Genomic DNA, 18,386 nt, shown 5'->3' on the forward strand with positions numbered 1-18,386 from the left:
AGGGGTGCGGACGGGACGTCAGACGCGCTCGACGACGGTGGCGATGCCCATGCCGCCGCCCACGCAGAGGGTGGCGAGGCCGTAGCGCTTGTCCTGGCGCTCCAGCTCGTCGACGAGGGTGCCGAGGATCATCGCGCCGGTGGCGCCGAGCGGGTGGCCGAGCGCGATGGCGCCGCCGTTGACGTTGACCTTGTCCAGGGAGACGCCCATGTCCTTGACGAAGCGCAGGACGACGGCCGCGAAGGCCTCGTTGATCTCGATCAGGTCGATGTCGTCGATGGTGAGGCCCGCCTTGGCCAGGGCCTTGCGGGTGGCCGGGGCCGGGCCGGTGAGCATGATGGTCGGCTCGGAGCCGGAGACGGCGGCCGAGACGATCCGGGCGCGCGGCGTCAGGCCGTGCCGCTCGCCGACCTCCTTGGAGCCGATGGCGACGAGCGAGGCGCCGTCGACGATGCCGGAGGAGTTGCCCGCGTGGTGGACGTGGTCGATCTCCTCGACCCAGTGGTACTTCTGCAGGGCGACCGCGTCGAAGCCGCCGAGTTCGCCGATGTCCTTGAAGGAGGGCTTGAGGCGGGCGAGGGAGTCGGCGGTGGTGCCGGGGCGGAGGAACTCGTCGTGGTCGAGGACGGTGAGTCCGGCGCGGTCCTTGACGGGGACGATCGAGCGGGCGAAGCGGCCGTCCTTGACGGCGGCGGCGGCGCGCTCCTGGGAGAGGGCGGCGTACTCGTCGACGTCGCGGCGGGAGAAGCCCTCCAGGGTGGCGATGAGGTCGGCGCCGATGCCCTGGGGGACGAAGTTGGTCGCCAGGTTGGTCATCGGGTCGGCGAACCAGGCACCGCCGTCGGAGGCCATCGGGACGCGGGACATGGACTCCACGCCGCCGGCGAGGACGAGGTCCTCCCAGCCGGAGCGGACCTTCATCGCGGCCATGTTGACCGCTTCGAGGCCGGAGGCACAGAAGCGGTTCTCCTGGACGCCGGCCACGGTGTCGGGCAGGCCGGCGGCGACGGCGGCGATCCGGGCGATGTCGGAGCCCTGGTCGCCGACCGGGCCGACGACGCCGAGGACGATGTCGTCGATGGCGGCCGGGTCGAGTCCGGGGTTGCGGGCCTGGATCTCCCGGATGAGGCCGACGACCAGGTCGATGGGCTTGGTGCCGTGCAGGGAGCCGTTGGCCTTGCCGCGTCCGCGCGGGGTGCGGATCGCGTCGTACACGTACGCTTCGGTGCTCACGGGAAGCCTTTCGCGATGAGGGTTCTTCGAGGGGTGCGGGACGGGGTCAGCCGAGGAGGGAGCGGCCGATGATCTCCTTCATGATCTCCGTCGTACCGCCGTAGATGGTCTGGATCCGGCCGTCGGTGAAGGCGCGTGCGACCGGGAATTCGCTCATGTAGCCGTATCCGCCGTGCAGTTGCAGGCAGCGGTCGGCGACGCGCTTCTGGAGCTCGGTCGCCCACCACTTGGCCATGGAGGCGTTGACGGGGTCGAGCCCGAGGCCGGTCGGATCGGCGTGCTCGGCTATGCAGCGGTCGACGAAGGTGCGGGTGACGGCGCACTCGGTGGCCATCTCCGCGATCTCGAAGCGCACGTGCTGGAGCTTGGCGAGCGGCCGGCCGAAGGCCTCGCGCTCCTTCACGTACCGCGTCGTGAGCTCCAGGAGGTGCTCGGCTCCGGCGATGCCGGCGACGGCGATGGCGAGGCGCTCCTGGGCGAGGTTGGTCATCAGGTGCACGAAGGCGCCGTTGAGCTCGCCGAGCAGGTTCTCCTTGGGGACGCGGACGTCGGTGAAGAAGAGCTCGGCGGTGTCCTGCGACTTCTGGCCGATCTTGTCGAGGTTGCGGCCGCGCTCGAAGCCCTCCATGCCCCGCTCGACGACGAGGAGCGAGAGCCCGTGCGCGCCGCCCTCGGGCGTGGTCCGGGCGACGACGATCACCAGGTCGGCGAGGATGCCGTTGGAGATGAAGGTCTTGGAGCCGTTGAGGATCCAGTGGTCGCCGTGGTCCTCGGCGGTGGTGCGGATGCCCTGGAGGTCGGAGCCGGCGCCGGGTTCGGTCATCGCGATGGCGCTGACGATCTCGCCGGAGCAGAAGCCGGGCAGCCAGCGCCGCTTCTGCTCGTCGGTGGCGAGCTTGGTGAGGTACGGGCCGATGATGTCGTTGTGCAGGCCGATGGCGAGGCCGGGGGCCGCCGCCTTGGTGAACTCCTCGGCGAGGACGGAGGCGTACCGGAAGTCGGGGTTGCCGCCGCCGCCGTACTCCTCCTCGACCGCGAGCCCGAGGAGGCCCTGCCGGCCGGCGGCGAGCCAGGCCTCGCGGGAGACGATGCCGTCCTTCTCCCACTGGGCGTAGTGGGGCAGCACCTCCTTCTCCAGGAAGGTGCGGACGACCGCCCGGAAGGCCTCGTGGTCGGCGGTGTACAGCTGGCGCTTCATGCTTCGGACTCCTGGCTCTTCAGGGCGGGTACGGCCCAGTCGCGGGCGACCTCGGCGGTGTCGGCACCGGGCAGGGCGGGGCCCGTGCGGAGGGTGCCGGGGGTGGCGGAGAAGCGGGGTGCGGGGGCGGGCTGGGGGATGCCGTCCCGCTCGGTGAAGGTGGCGCGGGCCGAGAGGTGCGGGTGGGCGGGTGCCTCGCGGAGGGAGAGGACGGGGGCGACGCAGGCGTCGGAGCCGTCGAAGACGGCGGTCCACTCCTCGCGGGTGCGGCTCCGGAAGCGGTCGGCGACGGCCTTGCGCAGTTCGGGCCAGCGGGCGAGGTCGTGGCGGGCGGAGGCGGCGTCCTCGACGCCGAGGAGGCGGACGAAGTCGGCGTAGAACCGCTCCTCCAGGGCGCCGACCGCCATGTGTCCGCCGTCGGAGGTCTCGTACACGCCGTAGAAGGGGCAGCCGCCGTCGAGCAGGTTCACGCCCCTGCGGTCCTGCCAGCCGCCGGCCGCGAGCATGGCGTGGATCATGGTGGTGAGGTGCGCGGTGCCGTCGACGATGGCGGCGTCGACGACCTGGCCCTCGCCGTGCGTCCGGGCGTGCTGGAGGGCGGCGAGGACGCCGATGACGAGGTAGAGGGAGCCGCCCGCGTAGTCGCCGACGAGGTTGGCGGGGATGGTGGGCGGGCCGTCCGGGTCGGGGCCGAACATGCCGAGGGCGCCGGTGATCGCGATGTATCCGATGTCGTGTCCGGCGGTCGGGGCGAGCGGACCGTCCTGGCCCCAGCCGGTCATCCGGCCGTAGACGAGGCGCGGGTTGCGGGCGAGGCAGGCCCCGGGGCCGACGCCGAGGCGTTCGGCGACGCCGGGGCGGTAGCCCTCGACGAGGATGTCGGCCCGCTCGACGAGGTCGAGCACGGTGGCGGGGCCGTCCTCGGCCTTGAGGTCGACCAGGACGGAGCGCTTGTTGCGGTTGGTGAGGTCGCGGGCGGGGTCGATGCCGATGCCGGCGCCGCCGGGGCGGTCGACGCGGACGACGTCGGCGCCGAGGTCGGCGAGGAGCATGGCGGCGAAGGGGCCGGGCCCGATCCCGGCGAGTTCGACCACGCGCACGCCCGTGAGCGGGCCGTTGCGGGCGGTGTGCGTCGTGCTCATCGAGCCCCCAGGAGTGTGTGACACCAATGATGTAACACCGAAGATGCTAGGAACGCGTTCCACTCGGCACAAGCCCCCGGGCCGAGCAAGCGCTTGGAAATTCCGGAGGCGCGCGGTCCGGGCCCCCTCCTCCGGATCGGCCGGATCCGGCGGCGGGGGCCCGCCCCCGGTTCCGCTATCCTCCGCCGACGACATCCGCGCGCGGCGGCGCGGTACGGCCGAGATGAGGGCTTGATGGAGACAGGGGCGGGCGTGGGGCGCGAGACCGGAACCAGGCCGTACGACGTGGTCCTCTTCGGGGCGACCGGCTTCGTGGGCGAACTCACCGCGGAGTACCTGGCCGAGCACGCCCCCGCGAACTGCCGCTGGGCGCTCGCCGGGCGCAGCCTCGGCAGGCTGGAGGCCCTGCGGGACCGGCTGGCCGCCGGGCGTCCGCGGCTCGCCGCCCTACCGCTGGTCGTCGCCGACTCCGCCGATCCCGGGTCGCTGCGCGAACTCGCCGAGTCCGCGCGGGTGGTGGCGACCACGGTCGGCCCGTACGTCTGGCACGGGGAGGGGCTGGTCGCGGCCTGCGCGGAGGCGGGCACCGACTATCTGGACCTGACGGGCGAGGCCGAGTTCGTGGACCTCATGTTCGTACGGCACGACGCCCGCGCCCGGGAGACCGGCGCCCGCATCGTGCACGCCTGCGGCTTCGACTCCGTCCCGCACGACCTGGGCGTGTACTTCACCGTCCGGCAGCTGCCGGAGGACGTGCCGCTGCGCGTCGACGGCTTCGTCCGGGCGGGGGCCGCCTTCTCCGGCGGCACCTTCGCCTCGGCGCTGACCGCGTTCGGCCGGGGCCGGGAGATCCTGCGGGCCGCGCACGAGCGGCGGCTGCACGAGCCGCGCCTCGTGGGCCGCCGGGCCCGCGCGCCCCTCGGCGGGCCGAGGTTCAGCCGGGAGACGGGCACCTGGGCGCTTCCGCTGCCGACGCTCGACCCGCAGGTGGTGGCCCGCTCGGCCGCCGCCCTCGAACGCTACGGACCGGACTTCCGCTACCGGCACTACGCCTCCGTGAAGACCCTCCCGATGGCCCTGGGCGGCACCGCCGCCATCGGCGCGAGCGTCGCGGCCGCCCAACTGCCGCCGGTCCGCTCCTGGCTGATGGCGCGTTACTCATCGGGACAGGGCCCGTCGCCCGAGCGCCGCGCCCGCAGCTGGTTCTCGGTCCGGTTCGTCGGCGAGGGCGGTGGACGGCGGGTCTTCACCGAGGTCTCGGGCGGCGACCCGGGCTACGACGAGACGGCGAGGATGCTCGCCGAGGCGGCCCTCTGCCTCGCCTTCGACCCCCTGCCGAAGACCGCCGGCCAGGTGACGACGGCGGTGGCGATGGGCGACGCCCTCACCGACCGCCTGCGGGCGGCGGGCATCCGCTTCCGGGTGGCGCACCGCGGTTAGGACGCGCCGCCCGCCCAACGGACGGCGTTACGGCGCCGGCCCCGTCCCGCGGGGCGGGGCCGGCGCCGTGGGGCGGGTCAGTGCCGGACGAGGCGGAAGGGGTGGCCCGCCGGGTCCGCGTAGACGCGCCAGGAGGGCGCATCGCCCCCGTCGAGCGGGGTGGCCCCGAGGGCGAGCACGGCCTCGTGGGCGGCGGCCGGGTCCCCGACCCGTACGTCCAGGTGGAACTGCTGCTCGGGCGCGCCCCAGACGGGCGGACGGTGGTCGGCCACGCTCTGGAAGGCGAGCACCGGGCCGCCCTCGTCGCACAGCACGGCGGAACCCTCGCCGACGGCGAGCGCCGGGTCGGGGCACTCGACCTCTCCGCCCAGCAAACCCTGGTAGAACAGGGCCAGTTCGCGGGCGTCCGGGCAGTCGAGCACGGCGCAGCGCAGGCGTCCGATCATCCGAGCGTCCAGTCCGCGATGACGTACAGGACGGCGCAGGCCCAGGCGAGGGCGGAGACCCCGGCGACGGCGAGGGCGACGGTGAGACCGCGGGGTGCGGGAACGCGAGCTGTCATGGACCCCACTCTGCCGTGGGGGTCCGACAACGGGCATCCGTACGGGTACTCACCCGGGATACTCAGACGGTCCCGAGCGAGTCCTGTGCCTCCTTGAGCGCCTTGCGGCAGAGGGAGTCGGCGTGACGGGTGGTCTCGGGCACGCGGTAGCGCGGGGAGAGGAACAGGGTGTGGGCACAGGCGTTGTCGAGGGAGACGCGGTGGCCCACGGAGACGTAGACGGGTTTGACGCCGGCCTGGGTGCGCAGGGCCCTGCCGACCTCCTCCCCGTCGGCGAGGAGCGGCGCGGAGTCGCCGCGCGCGCCGCCGGGTCGGTCGTACGTGAAGGTGAAGGGGTTCTTGGCGACGCCGATGGACGGCCGCCCGGTGAGCACTCCGAGGTGGCTGGCGAGGCCGAAGCGGCGGGGGTGGGCGAGGCCGTAGCCGTCGCAGACCAGCAGGCCGGGGTCGGCGGTCAGGGCGCCGAGCGCGGCGAGCACGGTCGGGATCTCGCGGAAGGCGAGGAGCCCGGGGACGTACGGGAAGGAGACCCGGCCGACCGCCGTGGCCTCCTCCACCACGTCGAGGGTGCGCGCGTCGAGCACGACGGCCGCGGCGGCGACGAGGTCGCGCTCGTCGTCGTAGGCCACGTCGAGGCCGGTGACGTGCCCCTCCCCCGGCGGCGGCCCGCTCTCCCCCAGCACGAGCCGCCCCCGCAGCTCCCGCTGCACGTCCCGCGCCGCGTCCTCGTCGGCGGGCCAGCCCGCCGGAATCTCGATGATCGTCATGATGGGCCCACCCTAGGCGCCCGGGGGTCGGTGGCCGAGGGCCGCGATGCCCGCCGCCGGGTACGCCTCTCCCGACGGGCCGAACGGTCGCCGGGAGGCACGGGTAGCCTGGCGATCATGTTCATACTCGAATTGACCTACACCGCGCCCGTCGAGCGGGTGGACGCGCTGCTCGACGCGCACGTGGAGTGGCTCGACGCGCAGTACGCCGCCGGCGTGTTCCTGGCGTCGGGACGGAAGAACCCCCGGGACGGCGGGGTGATCCTGGCCGCCGGGGTCGGCCGCGCGGAGATCGAGGAGATCGCGGCGGCCGACCCGTTCAGCGTCGAGGGCGTGTGCGCGTACCGGATCACGGAGTTCTACGCGACCAAGACGGTCGACGGGATCGCCGCGTACCGGGAGGAGCTGCCCGCCTAGGGCCTGTCCTTCCTGACCAGGCGGGCGATGCGGCCCTTCTCGCCGGAGGCCCAGCAGGAGCCGTCCGGGGTGCAGTCGACCGTGTCGTACGAGCCGGTGTCGACCGTGCGCCAGGTGCGGCCCCCGTCGGTGGTGAGGTCGGTGCCGGTCGGGCCGACGGCGAGCGCGGCCGCCTTGCCGTGCGGGAGCCAGGCGACGCCGGAGCGGTAGGCGGGCGGCGGGGTGGCCGAGCCGTGCCAGGTGCGGCCCCCGTCGGTGCTGACCGCGCCGGCCCGCGGCGACGGCTGGTCCTTGCGGTAGTCGCCGCCGACGGCGATGCCGTGCGCGCGGTCGCGGAAGGCGAGCCCGAAGACGCCGCGGGCCGGGTCGCCGGCCGGGATCGGCGTCTCCGTGGCGGTCCAGGTCAGTCCCCGGTCGGCGGAGTGCAGCACGCGCGCGGTGGCGCCGCCGCCCGTCGCGAGCCACACGTCCCGGGGGCCGGCCGACACGAGGCACTGGCCGCTCGCGGCGAAGCCCGCCTCGCCGGGGAGCGCGTCCGGCATCCCGGCGCTCGGCAGGACCTGCCAGGAGCGGCCGCCGTCGCGGGTGGAGAGGATGCGGTACTTCCCGTCGACCGGGTCGCTCATGGCGAGTCCGTGCCGGTGGTCGAAGAAGGTCATGCAGTCGTAGAAGGCCCGCGGGTCGGTGTTCCGGAAGGACTCGGTCCAGGTGGCGCCGCCGTCCTCGGTGCGCAGGACCCGGGAGGCCTCGCCCTCGCCGATGGCGAGGACGACGGCCCGGCGGGCGTCGAAGGCCTCGACGTCGCGGAACTCCAGGTCGCCCGCGCCGGCCGGCGACACGTTTCGCCAGCTCCGGCCGCCGTCGGTGGTGCGCAGCACCGTCCCCTTCGAACCCGCGGCCCACGCGGTCCGGCGGTCGACCGGCGCGAGCCCCCGGAAGCGGGCGTCGGTGCCGGTCGGTGTCAGCTCCCAGCCGGCCGCTGCCGTGGGGGTCTCCCCGGCCCGCGCCGGGGCGGCCAGGGTCAGCGCGAGCGCCGCCCCGATCAGCCCCACCGCCATCGTTCGTCTCGTCTTCCCCATGGACGTCATGGCGCCGGAAACTAGTGCCCCGGGCGGGTCCCCGTCCAGGGTGCGTCCTCGGCCGGGCGTTCCTAGGCTGGGTCGCATGACCGACCGTACGAGCGAGCGGACGGGCGACGAGAAGCCGAGGCTCAAGGAGTACGAGGGCGAGGGCATCACCGTCACCTTCGAACCGCGCCGCTGTCTGCACGCGGCCGAGTGCGTCCACGGCCTGCCGGAGGTCTTCGACCTGTCCCGGCGCCCGTGGGTGCTGCCCGACGCCGCGGACCCCGCCCGGGTCGCGGAGGTCGTCCGGCGCTGCCCCTCCGGCGCGCTCCAGTACCACCACCGCCCCGAGGACGCCGTCGCCGAGCCCCCGGACTCCCCGACCACGGTCCGGCGCACGCCCGCCGGGCAGCTGGTGGTGCGGGGCGACCTCGTCGTGACCGGCACCCACGGCGACCGGCACGAGACGCGGGTGATGCTCTGCGGCTGCGGGGCCTCCGGGAACCAGCCGTACTGCGACCACTCCGGTCCCTGCGCCGAGCCGGACGACGACGCCCCCGAGGAGCGCTGACCGCTCGGTGACGCAGCTCACGTGGGACCCGAGTGCACGTTCCGGCCGTGCCGCTCGTCTTGAAGGGTGTCAGGTGCCCTGGTGTCGGGGAGACGCACAGGATCCGAAGCCCGCGTGAGAGGAGCCGGTCTTGTCCGCCGTCATCGAGCAGGCCGTGCAGGCCCGTCTGGTCGCGTCCGCTCCCCGGATGGAGACCGTCCCCGCCACGCTGCGGTACGACCGGGAGGATCCGTACGCCGTGAGCATGGCCTTCCCGCCGCCGGCGACCCTGGAGGGCGTCGAGGTCTCCTGGGCCTTCGCGCGCGAACTGCTCGTGCAGGGGGTCGAGCGCCCGGCCGGGGTCGGAGACGTGCGGCTGCGGCCGTACGGCTACGACCGCACGGTGGTCGAGTTCCACGCCCCGGAGGGGGTGGCCATGGTCCACGTGCGGACCTCCGAGCTGCGCCTCTTCCTGGAGCGCTCGCAGCACCTGGTGCCGGCGGGGCGCGAGCACCAGTACCTGGACTGGGACCAGGACCTCGCGGAGCTGCTCCGCGAGCATCCCTGAGGACCCGCCCCGTAAATCGTTTGCGGGCCTCCCGGTCCGGGCCGTACGGTCCGTACCGACCTTGTCGTCGCCCGATCGGAGAAGGACGTTGCTCGTCTGAGGTTGCGAGACACCGAGCCGCGCGTGCCCCCTGTGCCGCGTCGTGCCGTTCTCGACCTCGGCGTACGAGCCGTTCTCCACACTGCCCGCGCCCCGGTGTCTCCTCGCGTTGCCCCTTTCCACGCTCGCGCGACCGGGAGGCCTCCATGGCGCATCACCCCACCTTCATCACCTGTTCCGCACTCTCCTTCTCCTGGCCCGACGGCACCGAGGTCCTCGACGACTTCCGGCTCTCGGTCGGCCCCGGCCGCACCGGGCTCGTCGGGCTCAACGGCTCCGGCAAGTCCACGCTCCTGAAGCTGATCGCGGGCGAACTGACGCCCGCGTCCGGCACCGTCCGGGTCACCGGCGAGCTCGGACACCTCCCGCAGAACCTGGTCCTGGACACCTCGCGGCGGGTGGACGAGATCCTCGGCATCGCCGGCAAGCGGGCCGCCCTGCACGCCATCGAGGCGGGCGACGCCGCGGAGGAGCGCTTCACCGCCCTCGGCGACGACTGGGACATCGAGGAGCGGGCCCGGGCCGTCCTCGACCAGCTCGGACTCGACCGGGTCGGCCTGGACCGGACCGTGGGCGAGATCTCGGGCGGCGAGTCCGTGCTGCTGCGCCTCGCCGCGCTGCTGCTCGCCCGGCCCGACGTGCTGCTGCTCGACGAGCCCACCAACAACCTGGACCTGCACGCCCGCGCCCGGCTGTACGAGGCGGTGGAGAAGTGGTCGGGGGTCCTGGTCGTGGTCAGCCACGACCGGGAACTCCTGGAGCGGGTCGACCAGATCGCCGATCTGCGCGACGGCGAGGTCGCCTGGTACGGCGGCAACTGGACCGCGTACGAGACGGCGCTCGCCGCCGAACAGGAGGCGGCGGAGCGGATGGTGCGGGTCGCCGAGGCCGACGTGCAGCGCCAGAAGCGCGAACTCGCCGACAGCCAGGTGAAGTCGGCGCGCCGCAGGCGGTACGGGCAGAAGAGCTTCGAGAACAGGGTCGCCTCCAAGCTCGTGGCCAACAGCAACAAGAGGAACGCCCAGGTCACGGCCGGCAAGCAGCGCACCCTGCACGCCGAGCGCCTCTCGGAGGCGCGGGAGCGGCTCGACGCGGCGGTGGAGGCGGTACGGGACGACGACGAGATCCGTGTCGAGCTGCCCCGCACCTCGGTGCCGCCGGGCCGCGAGGTGCTGCACCTGCGGGACCTGGAGCTGCGCCACGGGGCCCGGGTCGACGGGGCGTTCGAGCTGCGGGGCCCGGAGCGGATCGCCCTGGTCGGCCGGAACGGCGCCGGGAAGACGACGCTGCTCCGGACGATCGCCGGGGAGCTGGAGCCGCTGGCGGGCGAGACGGACGCGCGGGTGCCGCTGCGCTTCCTGCCGCAGCGGCTCGACGTGCTCGACGACGGGCTGAGCGTGGTGGAGAACGTGGCGCGCTTCGCGCCCGAGGCGACGGCGAACACGATCAGGGCGCGCCTCGCCCGGTTCCTGTTCCGCGGGGCGCGGGCGGATCAGCCCGTCGGCACCCTGTCGGGCGGGGAGCGGTTCCGGGCGACGCTCGCCGCGCTGCTCCTCGCGGAGCCGGCTCCGCAGCTGCTGATGCTGGACGAGCCGACGAACAACCTGGACATGGCGTCGGTGCGGAAGCTGACGGCGGCCCTGGAGGCCTACGAGGGGGCGCTGATCGTGGCGAGCCACGACGTGGCGTTCCTCGAGTCGCTGGGGATCACCCGCTGGCTGCTGCTCGACGGCGGGCTGCGGCCGACGACGGCGGAGGAGGTCAGGGGGGCGGCCCCGCAGCCCCTGCTCTGAGCCGTCGGGCGTCTGCGCTGTGTAGTCGGCCGCCGGGTCCCCGGCGGCCGACCGGCACGTGACCTGCGTCTCCGGCGCCCCGCCGGAGCTGCGCGCATAACGGAACGTAACCGGACATCGCCGGGACGGGCTTGGCCGACGCCTTACGGAGGCTTAACCTACGGTCTCGTAACCTACGAATCCGTAGGTATACCCGTATGCCCTCCCCGTCCCCCATCCCAGGAGTTCCCGTGACGCTCACCTCCCCCTCTCTCGGCAGCTCGGCGGAGTGGACCGACGCACGGTTGCTCTACGCGCTGGAAGAGGTCGTGGAGAAGGAGCTCAACCGGCACCTGAAGGTCACCAAGGACTGGATGCCGCACGAGTACGTTCCGTGGTCCGACGCCCGGAACTTCCCCGGCTTCTTCGAGGACGGCGAGGCCTGGGAGCCGTCGCAGTCCAAGGTCACCGAGATCGGCAAGATCGCGCTCGTCGTCAACCTGCTCACCGAGGACAACCTCCCGAGCTACCACCACGAGATCGCCAGCCTCTTCGGCCGCGACGGCGCCTGGGGCACCTGGGTGCACCGCTGGACCGCCGAGGAGGGCCGGCACGGCATCGTGATGCGCGACTACCTGCTCGCCTCCCGCGCCGTCGACCCGGACAAGCTGGAGCAGTTCCGGATGGCGCACATGAGCGAGGGCTTCGAGTCCGACAACCGGCACTCGATGCTGCACTCCGTCGCGTACGTGGCCTTCCAGGAGCTCGCCACGCGCATCTCGCACCGCAACACCGGCCACCAGTCCGGCGACCCGGTCTGCGACCGGATGCTCGCCCGCATCGCCACCGACGAGAACCTGCACATGGTCTTCTACCGCAACCTGCTGGGCGCGGCCTTCGAGCTCGCCCCCGACCTGACCATGCAGGCCGTGCGGGACGTCGTGGTCAACTTCCGGATGCCCGGACACGGCATGCCGGGCTTCGAGCGGGCGGCCGCGCAGATGGCGATCGGCGAGATCTACAACATGCGCATCCACCACGACGACGTCCTCCAGCCCGTCCTGCGCTTCCTCAAGGTCCTCCAGATCGAGGGCCTCGGCCCGGACGGCCTGCGCGCCCAGGAGGAGCTGGGGCTCTACATGAACGGGCTGGACAGCGAGGCGAGCAAGTTCGACGAGAAGCTCGCGGCCCGCAAGGCCCGGATGGCCGCGCGCGCGGCCGGCTGAGCCCGGCGGCTCAGCGGCTCCGTCGCTTGAGCCGCCCGCGCTCCTTCTCGGAGAGCCCGCCCCACACCCCGAACCGCTCGTCGTGGGTGAGGGCGTACTCCAGGCACGCCAGGCGCCCCTCGCACGCCCCGCACAGCTGCTTCGCCTCGCGCGTCGAGGAGCCGGGGGCCGGGAAGAAGAACTCCGGGCCGGCCTGGGCGCACAGGGCGTTCTCGCGCCAGGAGAGGTCGGGGGCGGTGAGCACGTCGGTATCCGTCTGCATGACCGACAGCTTGCCCAAGGGCCGTAAACGCGCCATCAACGTTCGATCAATGGCGTATACCCAGCGCCGGAAGCACCGTCTCGGCCACCCGGTACGCCTCCTCCAGGAGCGGGTTCCCGGACAGGATGAAGGTGTCCACTCCCAGGTCCTGGTACTCCTTGAGCCGCTCCACGACCTGGGCCGTGGAGCCGACGACGGCCGTGCCGGGGCCGGGGCGGAAGAGGCTCATGCCGGGCCAGAGATTCGGGTGGGTCTCCAGTTCGCGCGCCCGGGCGGGCACCTTGCCGCCGTGCTGGCGGAACTGGCGCTGCCAGCCGACGCCGTCCTCGCCCGCGCGGTCGCCGAGCTGCCGGGCGTAGGTCGCCTCGCTGGTGACGTCCAGGAGCCGGTCGGCCGCGGCCCAGGCCTCGTCCTCGGTGTCCCGGACGATCAGGTGGAGCCGCAGGCCGATGCGGAGGGTGCGGCCGTGGGCGGCGGCCCGGGCCCGGACGTGGTCGAGCTTCTCCTTCAGCAGGTGCGGGGGCTCGCCCCAGGTGAGGTAGACGTCGACGTGCTCGGCGGCCATCTCGATGCCGGGCGCCGAGGAACCGCCGAACCAGAGCGGCACGTGCGGCGCCTGGACGGGGCGCAGGTCACGGAAGGACGCGCCGGCGTTCCTGAGGTCGTAGAAGCGGCCCTTGTGGTCGAAGACCTCGCCGGCCGTGAGGCGCTTGACGATCGACCAGTACTCGGCGCTCAGTTCGTACCGCTCGTCGTGCTCGACGTGCAGGCCGTACTCCCGCAGGGAGTTCGTCGATCCGTTGACGACGTTGAACCGGAGCCTGCCGCCGAAGAGGTTGTCGAAGCTCAGCGCCATCTTGGCCAGCAGGGTCGGGGAGATCAGGCCCGGGTGGACGGCGAGCAGCGGCTTGAAGCGGGTGCTGGTGGAGGACGCGAGCGCGGAGCCGAGCGGCCACACGTCGTACAGGTCGGTGGCGAGCAGCGCGCCGGTGAAGCCGAGGCGTTCGACCGTGCCGGCGAGCTGGGTGAGATAGCCGAGGTCGACGGAGCGGCGGCCCTCCGGCTCCCACGGATAGGCGCCTTCGCGCGGGATGACGTACCAGAGGACTTCGGGTGCGGGGTGCGTCATCGGGTCAGGCCTTTCGGGGCAGGGCGTCGGCGACGGTGATCGCGCGGTCGACGAATCCGGTGCGGTGGAAGATGTCGGCGGCCTGCTGCTGCTCGGCGATGAACTCCTCCGTGACCTCCTCGACGGTCCAGGGCAGGGCCTTCAGCGCGGTCTCCCAGTCCTCGACCGTGCCGCCCTGGTCGGCGGCGGCGAGCTCGGCGGCCTCGCGCGGGTGCGCTGCGGCCCACGCGTCGGCGCGCCGCAGCGCCCGGATGAGCGCCTCGACGAGCTCGGGCCGCTGCTCGGCCAGGTCGCGGCGGGTGAAGAAGACGGACCGGTCGCTGATGACCTCGCCGGTACGGATCAGGGTCCGCAGGCCACCGGTGCGGCGGGCGGCGGCGAGCTCGGCCCCCTGGGCGACCCAGGCGGTGACCTCCCCGGCGCGCAGCTTCGCCTCGCTGTCCCCGTCCGCGCGGACGGGGGTGATGTCGGTGGCGTACGAGAGTCCGGCGTCGTCCAGGGCCTTGGCGACGAGGTGCGTCTGCCAGGAGCCGACGGCGAGGTGGACGGTGCCGCCCTTGAGGTCGGCGACGGTGCGGACCGGGCTGTCCTCGGTGACGAGGAGGGCGCCGTGGTCGGGGCGGGGCGCGGAGACGGCCGTGTAGACGATGTCGTGGCCCGCGGCCTGCGCGGTGACCGGCGGGGTGGAGCCGGTGCCGCCGAAGTCGATGGTGCCCTCGGCGAGGTGGGCGCCGGTGCGGACCCCGTCCGTGTACGGGTGCCAGGTCACGGTCTCGCCGAGGGCGGCGAGCTCCTCCTCCGCGTAGCCGAGGCGGGAGAGGTGGTAGAGGGAGGGGTTGCTGCGGTGGACACCGATGACGACGGTCATGCGGAGACTCCTTCGAGGGACGGGGCGGTGGTGGACGGTTCCTCGGGGGCGTGGACGCCGAGGTCGGCGAGGAGGCGGCGGCGCAGGGCCACGAAGGCCGGGTCGCCGGGGTCGCGGGGGCGGGGCACGGTCACGGTTTCGTCGGTGACGAGTCGCCCGTCGCGCAGGACGGCCACCCGGTCGGCGAGGCGTACGGCCTCGTCGACGTCGTGGGTGACGAGCAGGACGGCCGGCCGGTGGATCCGGCGCAGTTCGCCGACCAGGTCCTGCATGCGGAGCCGGGTCAGCGCGTCGAGCGCGGCGAACGGCTCGTCGAGCAGAAGGAGTTCGGGCTCGCGGACCAGGGCCCTCGCCAGGGCCGCGCGCTGGGCCTCGCCGCCGGAGAGGGTCGCCGGCCAGGCCTCGGCGTGCCGCTCCAGGCCGACCTCGGCGAGCGCCCGCAGACCGGTCTCCCGGGTCTCCGCGCCGCGCGGCAGTCCGACGGTGACGTTCGCTAGGACCTTCTTGGAGGGGATGAGCCGGGGTTCCTGGAAGACGATGGTGCGGACGGCGGGGACCAGGGCCTCTCCCCCGTCGGCTCCGTCGAGGGCGCCGAGGATGCGCAGCAGGGTGGTCTTGCCGCTGCCGCTGGCACCGAGGAGGGCGACGAACTCGCCGCGTCCGATGGTGAGGTCGAGACCGTCGAGGACGGCGCGGTCGCCGAAGACCCGGCGCAGTCCCCGTACGCGTACGGCGGTCATGTGGTCCCTCCCGGTCCGGCGGTGCGCCAGGGCATGAGGATCCGCTCCAGGCCGCGGACGAACACGTCGGCGGTGAGGCCGAGGAGTCCGTAGACGAGGATGCAGACGGCGAGGATGTCGGTGCGGGCGTAGCTCTGGGCCTGGGACATCAGATAGCCGATGCCCTCGGTGGCGTTGATCTCCTCGGCGGCGATCAGCGCGATGACGCTGAGCGTCATGGACAGCCGCAGTCCGGCGAGGAGCGAGGGCAGCGCGCCGGGCAGGACGACCTGGTGGACGATCGCGAGCCGGCCGAGGCCGAAGCTGCGCATGGCCTCGACGAGCTTGCGGTCGGTGTCGCGGACGCCACCGGTGGTGGAGACGTACATGGGGAAGGTGGTGGCGACGGCGATGAGCAGGATCTTCGCCGTCTCGTTGATCCCGAACCAGACCATGAAGAGGGGGACGAGGGAGAGGAAGGGGATGGTGCGGAGGGTCTGGAGTGAGGAGTCGAGGAGTTCGTCGCCGAGGCGGGTGAAGCCGGTGGTGATGCCGAGGACCAGTCCGGCGGCGAGACCGATGACGAGGCCGAGGCCGGAGCGGGTGAGGGAGGTGGCGAGCGCGTCGGGCAGCTGCCCGTTGCCCCACAGCTCCCCTACGGCGTCGAGGACCTGCGGGGGCGAGGCGAGGACGTCGGGGGTCAGGAGGCCGGTGGCGGAGGAGGCCCACCAGAGGGCGAGCAGGGCGACGGGGCCGAGGGCGCGGACGGTGACGACGTAGGTGCGGGGGCGGGCGCGGCGGACGGGTGGGCGCGGGGTGACCAGTCCGTCCGTGCGCTCCCCTTCGTCGGTGGCGGCCGTCATGACAGCTTCTCGACGTCGAGGAGGTGGGCGGCGATGTCGACCTTGCCCGGGGTGACCTTCTGGTCGGCGTAGAACCGGGCCACGGTCTCGAAGCGCTTGACGTCCTCGGGGCCGATGGGGTCGACCGTCCCGCCCTTGGCGGTGAAGGCGATCTGGACGTCCTTGGCCTTGCCGTCGAGGGCGGTGGGGCCGGCGTCGGTGAAGACATTGAGGTAGGCGGCCGGGTCCTTCTTCTCCTCGGCGCTGTGCTCGTGGAGGTAGGCGTAGAGCGCCTTGACGATCTCGGGGTGCTCCTTGGCGAAGCCCGTACGGACGGCGTTGAGGCTGTAGTTGTCGGAGCCGATGGCGGTGCCGTCGGCGACGAACCGGGCCTTGCCGGTGCCGATCTCGGCGACGGCGTACGTGGACCAGACGGCCCAGGCGTCGACCTGTCCGGCGTTGAAGACGGCGGCGGTCTGGTCGGGGCGCAGATAGACGCGCTCGACCTTGTCGGCGGGGATCCCGGCCTTGGCGAGCGCCTTGAGGAGCAGGTACTCGCCGGTGCCGCCCTTGTTCACGGCGACCTTGCGGCCGACGAGGTCCTGGACGGAGGTGATGTCCGAGCCCTCGCGGACGAGGATGCCCTCGCCGACGGGGTCGGGGTCGGTGGCGGTGAAGAAGACGAAGCCGGGGCTCTGGGAGAGGGAGGTGATGCCGGAGGTGATGGAGCCGGTCGCGATGTCGAGCTGATCGGCGTTCATCGCCTGGGCGGCCGGGGCGAAGGGCCCGGCGCTGCCGGTCCAGGCGACCTTGGCACCGACGGCGGCGAGGGCCTTGTCGAGGCTGCCGTCCTTCTTGCCCCGGGCGAGGACGCCCGCGTTGCCGGGGTCGGGGATGCGAACGGTGACCGTTCCCTCCCCGCTCTTCCTCCCCTTCGCTTCGCCGCCGTCGGCCGCGCCGCCGCAGGCGGTGAGGGTGGTGAGGGCGGCGAGGGCCGCCAGAGCGGCGAGCGGGGTGGTCAGTGGGCGCATGGCGGTCGTCCTCCGGGGATCGAGGGGCGTGCGGGGCGGGTGGTGTTACGGGACGGGCTGCGCGGACGGTTCCGGCGCGGGCGGTTCCGGCGCGGGCGCCGTCGGTGCGGCGGCGGCCGCGATCAGGCGGGCGCGGCGCAGGGGCTCCTGGTCGGCCCAGGCCCGTACGTCCACGGCCTCGGGCAGGAAGCCGTGGGCGCGCAGGGCCTCCTCCTGCCGGGCGAGCAGGTCGAGGCGGGTGCCGGACAGGTCCGGGTGGAGGGTGCGGTGGGTGCCGGGCCGGTAGGCGCCGGCGACGCCCTCGGCGCCCGCGCCGGTCTCGGCGCCGAGGATCCGGGCCACCTCGGCGGGCTCGCCGGCGGCCCAGTCGGCGGCGCGGAGCAGTACGGAGAGGAAGCGCGCGACGAGCTCGGGGTGTGCGTCCAGGAGGTCCTGGTGGACGGTGAGGGGGCGCGGGGTGCCGTTGTTGACGCGGTGCGCGGGGTCGGGCAGGTCGTCCAGCTCGACGGCCACCTCGGCACCGGCACGCCGCGCCGCCTCGACGGCGAGGGCCCCCTTCACGTAGACGGCGTCGACCGCGCCCCGGCGCAGGGCGTCGAGCCCGGCAGCCCACTGCCCCTGATGACCGTCGGCCGGTACGTCGACGAGGACGGCGTCGTCGAGGCCGTACCCCGCCGAGGCGAGGGCGCCCTCGAAGCCGCGCAGGGCCATCGCCCGCCAGAAGTCGATGGGCACGGAGTGGCGGGGCACGGCGAGCCGGAGTCCGCGCAGGGCGGCGGCCCCGCGCACCGGGGAGCCGGGGGCGACGAGCACCACCTGGCGCTCCTCGATCCAGGTGAGCCCGACGAGCCGGGTCCGCTCGCCGCGCGAACGGGCCCACAGCGCGGGCACGTTGCCGCCCTCGCGGAAGAGCCCGGGCAGGGCGTGGGTGAAGTGGGTGGCGCGGTCGGCGCCGGGGTCGGAGTCCTGGAGCGAGCGGACGGCGATGCCGTCCGGGGCGAACTCCTCGGCCAGCCAGCCCCGGTCGGCGGCGACGCCGGTGGCGGTGGGGACGGGGCAGCGGGTGAACCAGAGCGCGTCGGGAACGCGGGCGTACGTCATGGAGGGCATCCCGGGGTGTGGTGGGTCGGGAGACGGCGGCGGGGCGCGGCCGGAAGCGAAAGGGGCAGAAGGAGGAGGAGAGGGGCAGGCCTGCGGACCGGTGGAGGACCGGCGGGCGTGGGCGTGCGGCGCTCTCGGCGCATGAGGTGCGTGTGGCGCCGACGGCGTGGCGCGAAAGCTACGGCACGGCGCGTCGGCGGAGGCCCGGGGTCAGCGACAGCCGGTGCCGGTGACGCGTGCCAGGTCGATGTGGCGGCGCCGGGTGAGGGCGAGCGGTACGTGTCGTGCGTTCATCGCCTGCCGGCTCCTTCCGGGTCGCTGCCGCTGGGCTGTCCTGGCCGGAACCTTGCCACGGCCGCTCCGTCGCCCACAACTCGGCTCCCATGATGTGGGATT

At 73.6% G+C, this 18,386-nt stretch carries 20 protein-coding genes; 6 read left to right on the forward strand and 14 right to left on the reverse strand.

Annotated features, from left to right (window positions below):
* Positions 1 to 18 precede the first annotated feature (18 nt).
* Genes ACFYUZ_RS19740 through ACFYUZ_RS19750 form a run of 3 tightly spaced genes read right to left on the reverse strand, consistent with a single transcriptional unit; the run spans position 19 to position 3,573 of the window.
* A complete protein-coding gene (locus ACFYUZ_RS19740) occupies positions 19 to 1,233 on the reverse strand; it encodes an acetyl-CoA C-acetyltransferase (protein WP_389310880.1) in 1,215 nt (404 codons plus the stop codon).
* 46 nt (positions 1,234 to 1,279) lie between these two features.
* Positions 1,280 to 2,431 carry an acyl-CoA dehydrogenase family protein gene (locus ACFYUZ_RS19745; RefSeq protein WP_389310882.1) on the reverse strand — a complete coding sequence of 384 codons (1,152 nt, stop codon included), beginning with the start codon at positions 2,429 to 2,431 and terminating at the stop codon, positions 1,280 to 1,282.
* Positions 2,428 to 3,573 carry a CaiB/BaiF CoA transferase family protein gene (locus ACFYUZ_RS19750; protein ID WP_389310884.1) on the reverse strand — a complete coding sequence of 382 codons (1,146 nt, stop codon included), beginning with the start codon at positions 3,571 to 3,573 and terminating at the stop codon, positions 2,428 to 2,430. Before ACFYUZ_RS19750 ends, ACFYUZ_RS19745 begins: the two co-directional genes overlap by 4 nt.
* A gap of 234 nt (positions 3,574 to 3,807) precedes the next feature.
* On the opposite strand from ACFYUZ_RS19750, the gene ACFYUZ_RS19755 reads away from it, so the two are divergent.
* Positions 3,808 to 5,013: a saccharopine dehydrogenase family protein gene (locus ACFYUZ_RS19755; protein WP_389310886.1), complete on the forward strand. Its 1,206-nt coding sequence runs from the start codon at positions 3,808 to 3,810 to the stop codon at positions 5,011 to 5,013.
* Positions 5,014 to 5,090: 77 nt separating this feature from the next.
* Here ACFYUZ_RS19755 and ACFYUZ_RS19760 read toward each other — a convergent pair whose 3' ends face one another.
* The 3 genes from ACFYUZ_RS19760 to ACFYUZ_RS19770 all read right to left on the reverse strand — a co-directional run bounded on the left by ACFYUZ_RS19760 (position 5,091) and on the right by ACFYUZ_RS19770 (position 6,342).
* The gene (locus ACFYUZ_RS19760) at positions 5,091 to 5,459 is read right to left on the reverse strand and encodes a VOC family protein (protein WP_389310888.1); all 369 of its coding nucleotides are present in this window, start codon (positions 5,457 to 5,459) and stop codon (positions 5,091 to 5,093) included.
* Entirely contained in the window at positions 5,456 to 5,575 is a 120-nt protein-coding gene (gene mmpA, locus ACFYUZ_RS19765; RefSeq protein ID WP_389310890.1) for a morphogenic membrane protein MmpA, read from the reverse strand. Before mmpA ends, ACFYUZ_RS19760 begins: the two co-directional genes overlap by 4 nt.
* 62 nt (positions 5,576 to 5,637) lie before the next feature.
* Complete coding sequence (locus ACFYUZ_RS19770; RefSeq protein WP_389310892.1) at positions 5,638 to 6,342, reverse strand: endonuclease V; 705 nt, start codon at positions 6,340 to 6,342, stop codon at positions 5,638 to 5,640.
* Between the two features lie 117 nt (positions 6,343 to 6,459).
* Between ACFYUZ_RS19770 and ACFYUZ_RS19775 the strand changes: the two genes are divergently transcribed.
* A complete protein-coding gene (locus tag ACFYUZ_RS19775; RefSeq protein WP_389310894.1) occupies positions 6,460 to 6,759 on the forward strand; it encodes a YciI family protein in 300 nt (99 codons plus the stop codon).
* Here ACFYUZ_RS19775 and ACFYUZ_RS19780 read toward each other — a convergent pair.
* On the reverse strand, positions 6,756 to 7,817 hold the full coding sequence (locus tag ACFYUZ_RS19780; RefSeq protein WP_389311022.1) for a WD40/YVTN/BNR-like repeat-containing protein: 1,062 nt from the start codon (positions 7,815 to 7,817) through the stop codon (positions 6,756 to 6,758). The two genes, ACFYUZ_RS19775 and ACFYUZ_RS19780, sit on opposite strands and share 4 nt — an antisense overlap.
* 106 nt (positions 7,818 to 7,923) lie before the next feature.
* Between ACFYUZ_RS19780 and ACFYUZ_RS19785 the strand changes: the two genes are divergently transcribed.
* From ACFYUZ_RS19785 to ACFYUZ_RS19800, 4 genes are all read left to right on the forward strand, one after another.
* Entirely contained in the window at positions 7,924 to 8,394 is a 471-nt protein-coding gene (locus ACFYUZ_RS19785) for a (4Fe-4S)-binding protein (RefSeq protein WP_389310896.1), read from the forward strand.
* 130 nt (positions 8,395 to 8,524) lie between these two features.
* Complete coding sequence (locus ACFYUZ_RS19790) at positions 8,525 to 8,941, forward strand: SsgA family sporulation/cell division regulator (RefSeq protein ID WP_229313581.1); 417 nt, start codon at positions 8,525 to 8,527, stop codon at positions 8,939 to 8,941.
* Between the two features lie 245 nt (positions 8,942 to 9,186).
* Positions 9,187 to 10,833 (forward strand): ABC-F family ATP-binding cassette domain-containing protein, encoded by a 1,647-nt coding sequence (locus tag ACFYUZ_RS19795; protein ID WP_389310898.1) that lies wholly within the window; start codon positions 9,187 to 9,189, stop codon positions 10,831 to 10,833.
* Between the two features lie 230 nt (positions 10,834 to 11,063).
* A complete protein-coding gene (locus ACFYUZ_RS19800) occupies positions 11,064 to 12,038 on the forward strand; it encodes an acyl-ACP desaturase (RefSeq protein WP_389310900.1) in 975 nt (324 codons plus the stop codon).
* Positions 12,039 to 12,048: 10 nt separating this feature from the next.
* Here ACFYUZ_RS19800 and ACFYUZ_RS19805 read toward each other — a convergent pair whose 3' ends face one another.
* From ACFYUZ_RS19805 to ACFYUZ_RS19835, 7 genes are read right to left on the reverse strand one after another with little or no spacing between them, the layout of a single operon-like run.
* Positions 12,049 to 12,300 carry a WhiB family transcriptional regulator gene (locus tag ACFYUZ_RS19805; RefSeq protein WP_030686652.1) on the reverse strand — a complete coding sequence of 84 codons (252 nt, stop codon included), beginning with the start codon at positions 12,298 to 12,300 and terminating at the stop codon, positions 12,049 to 12,051.
* Between the two features lie 46 nt (positions 12,301 to 12,346).
* Positions 12,347 to 13,429, reverse strand: coding sequence for an LLM class flavin-dependent oxidoreductase (locus ACFYUZ_RS19810; RefSeq protein ID WP_389310902.1), 1,083 nt, complete (start codon positions 13,427 to 13,429; stop codon positions 12,347 to 12,349).
* Between the two features lie 4 nt (positions 13,430 to 13,433).
* A complete protein-coding gene (locus ACFYUZ_RS19815) occupies positions 13,434 to 14,297 on the reverse strand; it encodes an ABC transporter substrate-binding protein (RefSeq protein ID WP_389310904.1) in 864 nt (287 codons plus the stop codon).
* Entirely contained in the window at positions 14,294 to 15,037 is a 744-nt protein-coding gene (locus ACFYUZ_RS19820) for an ABC transporter ATP-binding protein (RefSeq protein WP_389310906.1), read from the reverse strand. Before ACFYUZ_RS19820 ends, ACFYUZ_RS19815 begins: the two co-directional genes overlap by 4 nt.
* Positions 15,034 to 15,879, reverse strand: coding sequence for an ABC transporter permease (locus tag ACFYUZ_RS19825; RefSeq protein WP_389310908.1), 846 nt, complete (start codon positions 15,877 to 15,879; stop codon positions 15,034 to 15,036). Before ACFYUZ_RS19825 ends, ACFYUZ_RS19820 begins: the two co-directional genes overlap by 4 nt.
* Positions 15,876 to 16,889, reverse strand: coding sequence for an ABC transporter substrate-binding protein (locus ACFYUZ_RS19830; RefSeq protein WP_389310910.1), 1,014 nt, complete (start codon positions 16,887 to 16,889; stop codon positions 15,876 to 15,878). The genes ACFYUZ_RS19825 and ACFYUZ_RS19830 overlap by 4 nt, the downstream gene beginning before the upstream one ends.
* 45 nt (positions 16,890 to 16,934) lie before the next feature.
* The gene (locus ACFYUZ_RS19835; protein WP_389310912.1) at positions 16,935 to 17,999 is read right to left on the reverse strand and encodes an ABC transporter substrate-binding protein; all 1,065 of its coding nucleotides are present in this window, start codon (positions 17,997 to 17,999) and stop codon (positions 16,935 to 16,937) included.
* Positions 18,000 to 18,386 lie beyond the last annotated feature (387 nt).

It is taken from the genome of Streptomyces sp. NPDC004266 (assembly GCF_042874095.1).
Taxonomy (GTDB): domain Bacteria; phylum Actinomycetota; class Actinomycetes; order Streptomycetales; family Streptomycetaceae; genus Streptomyces.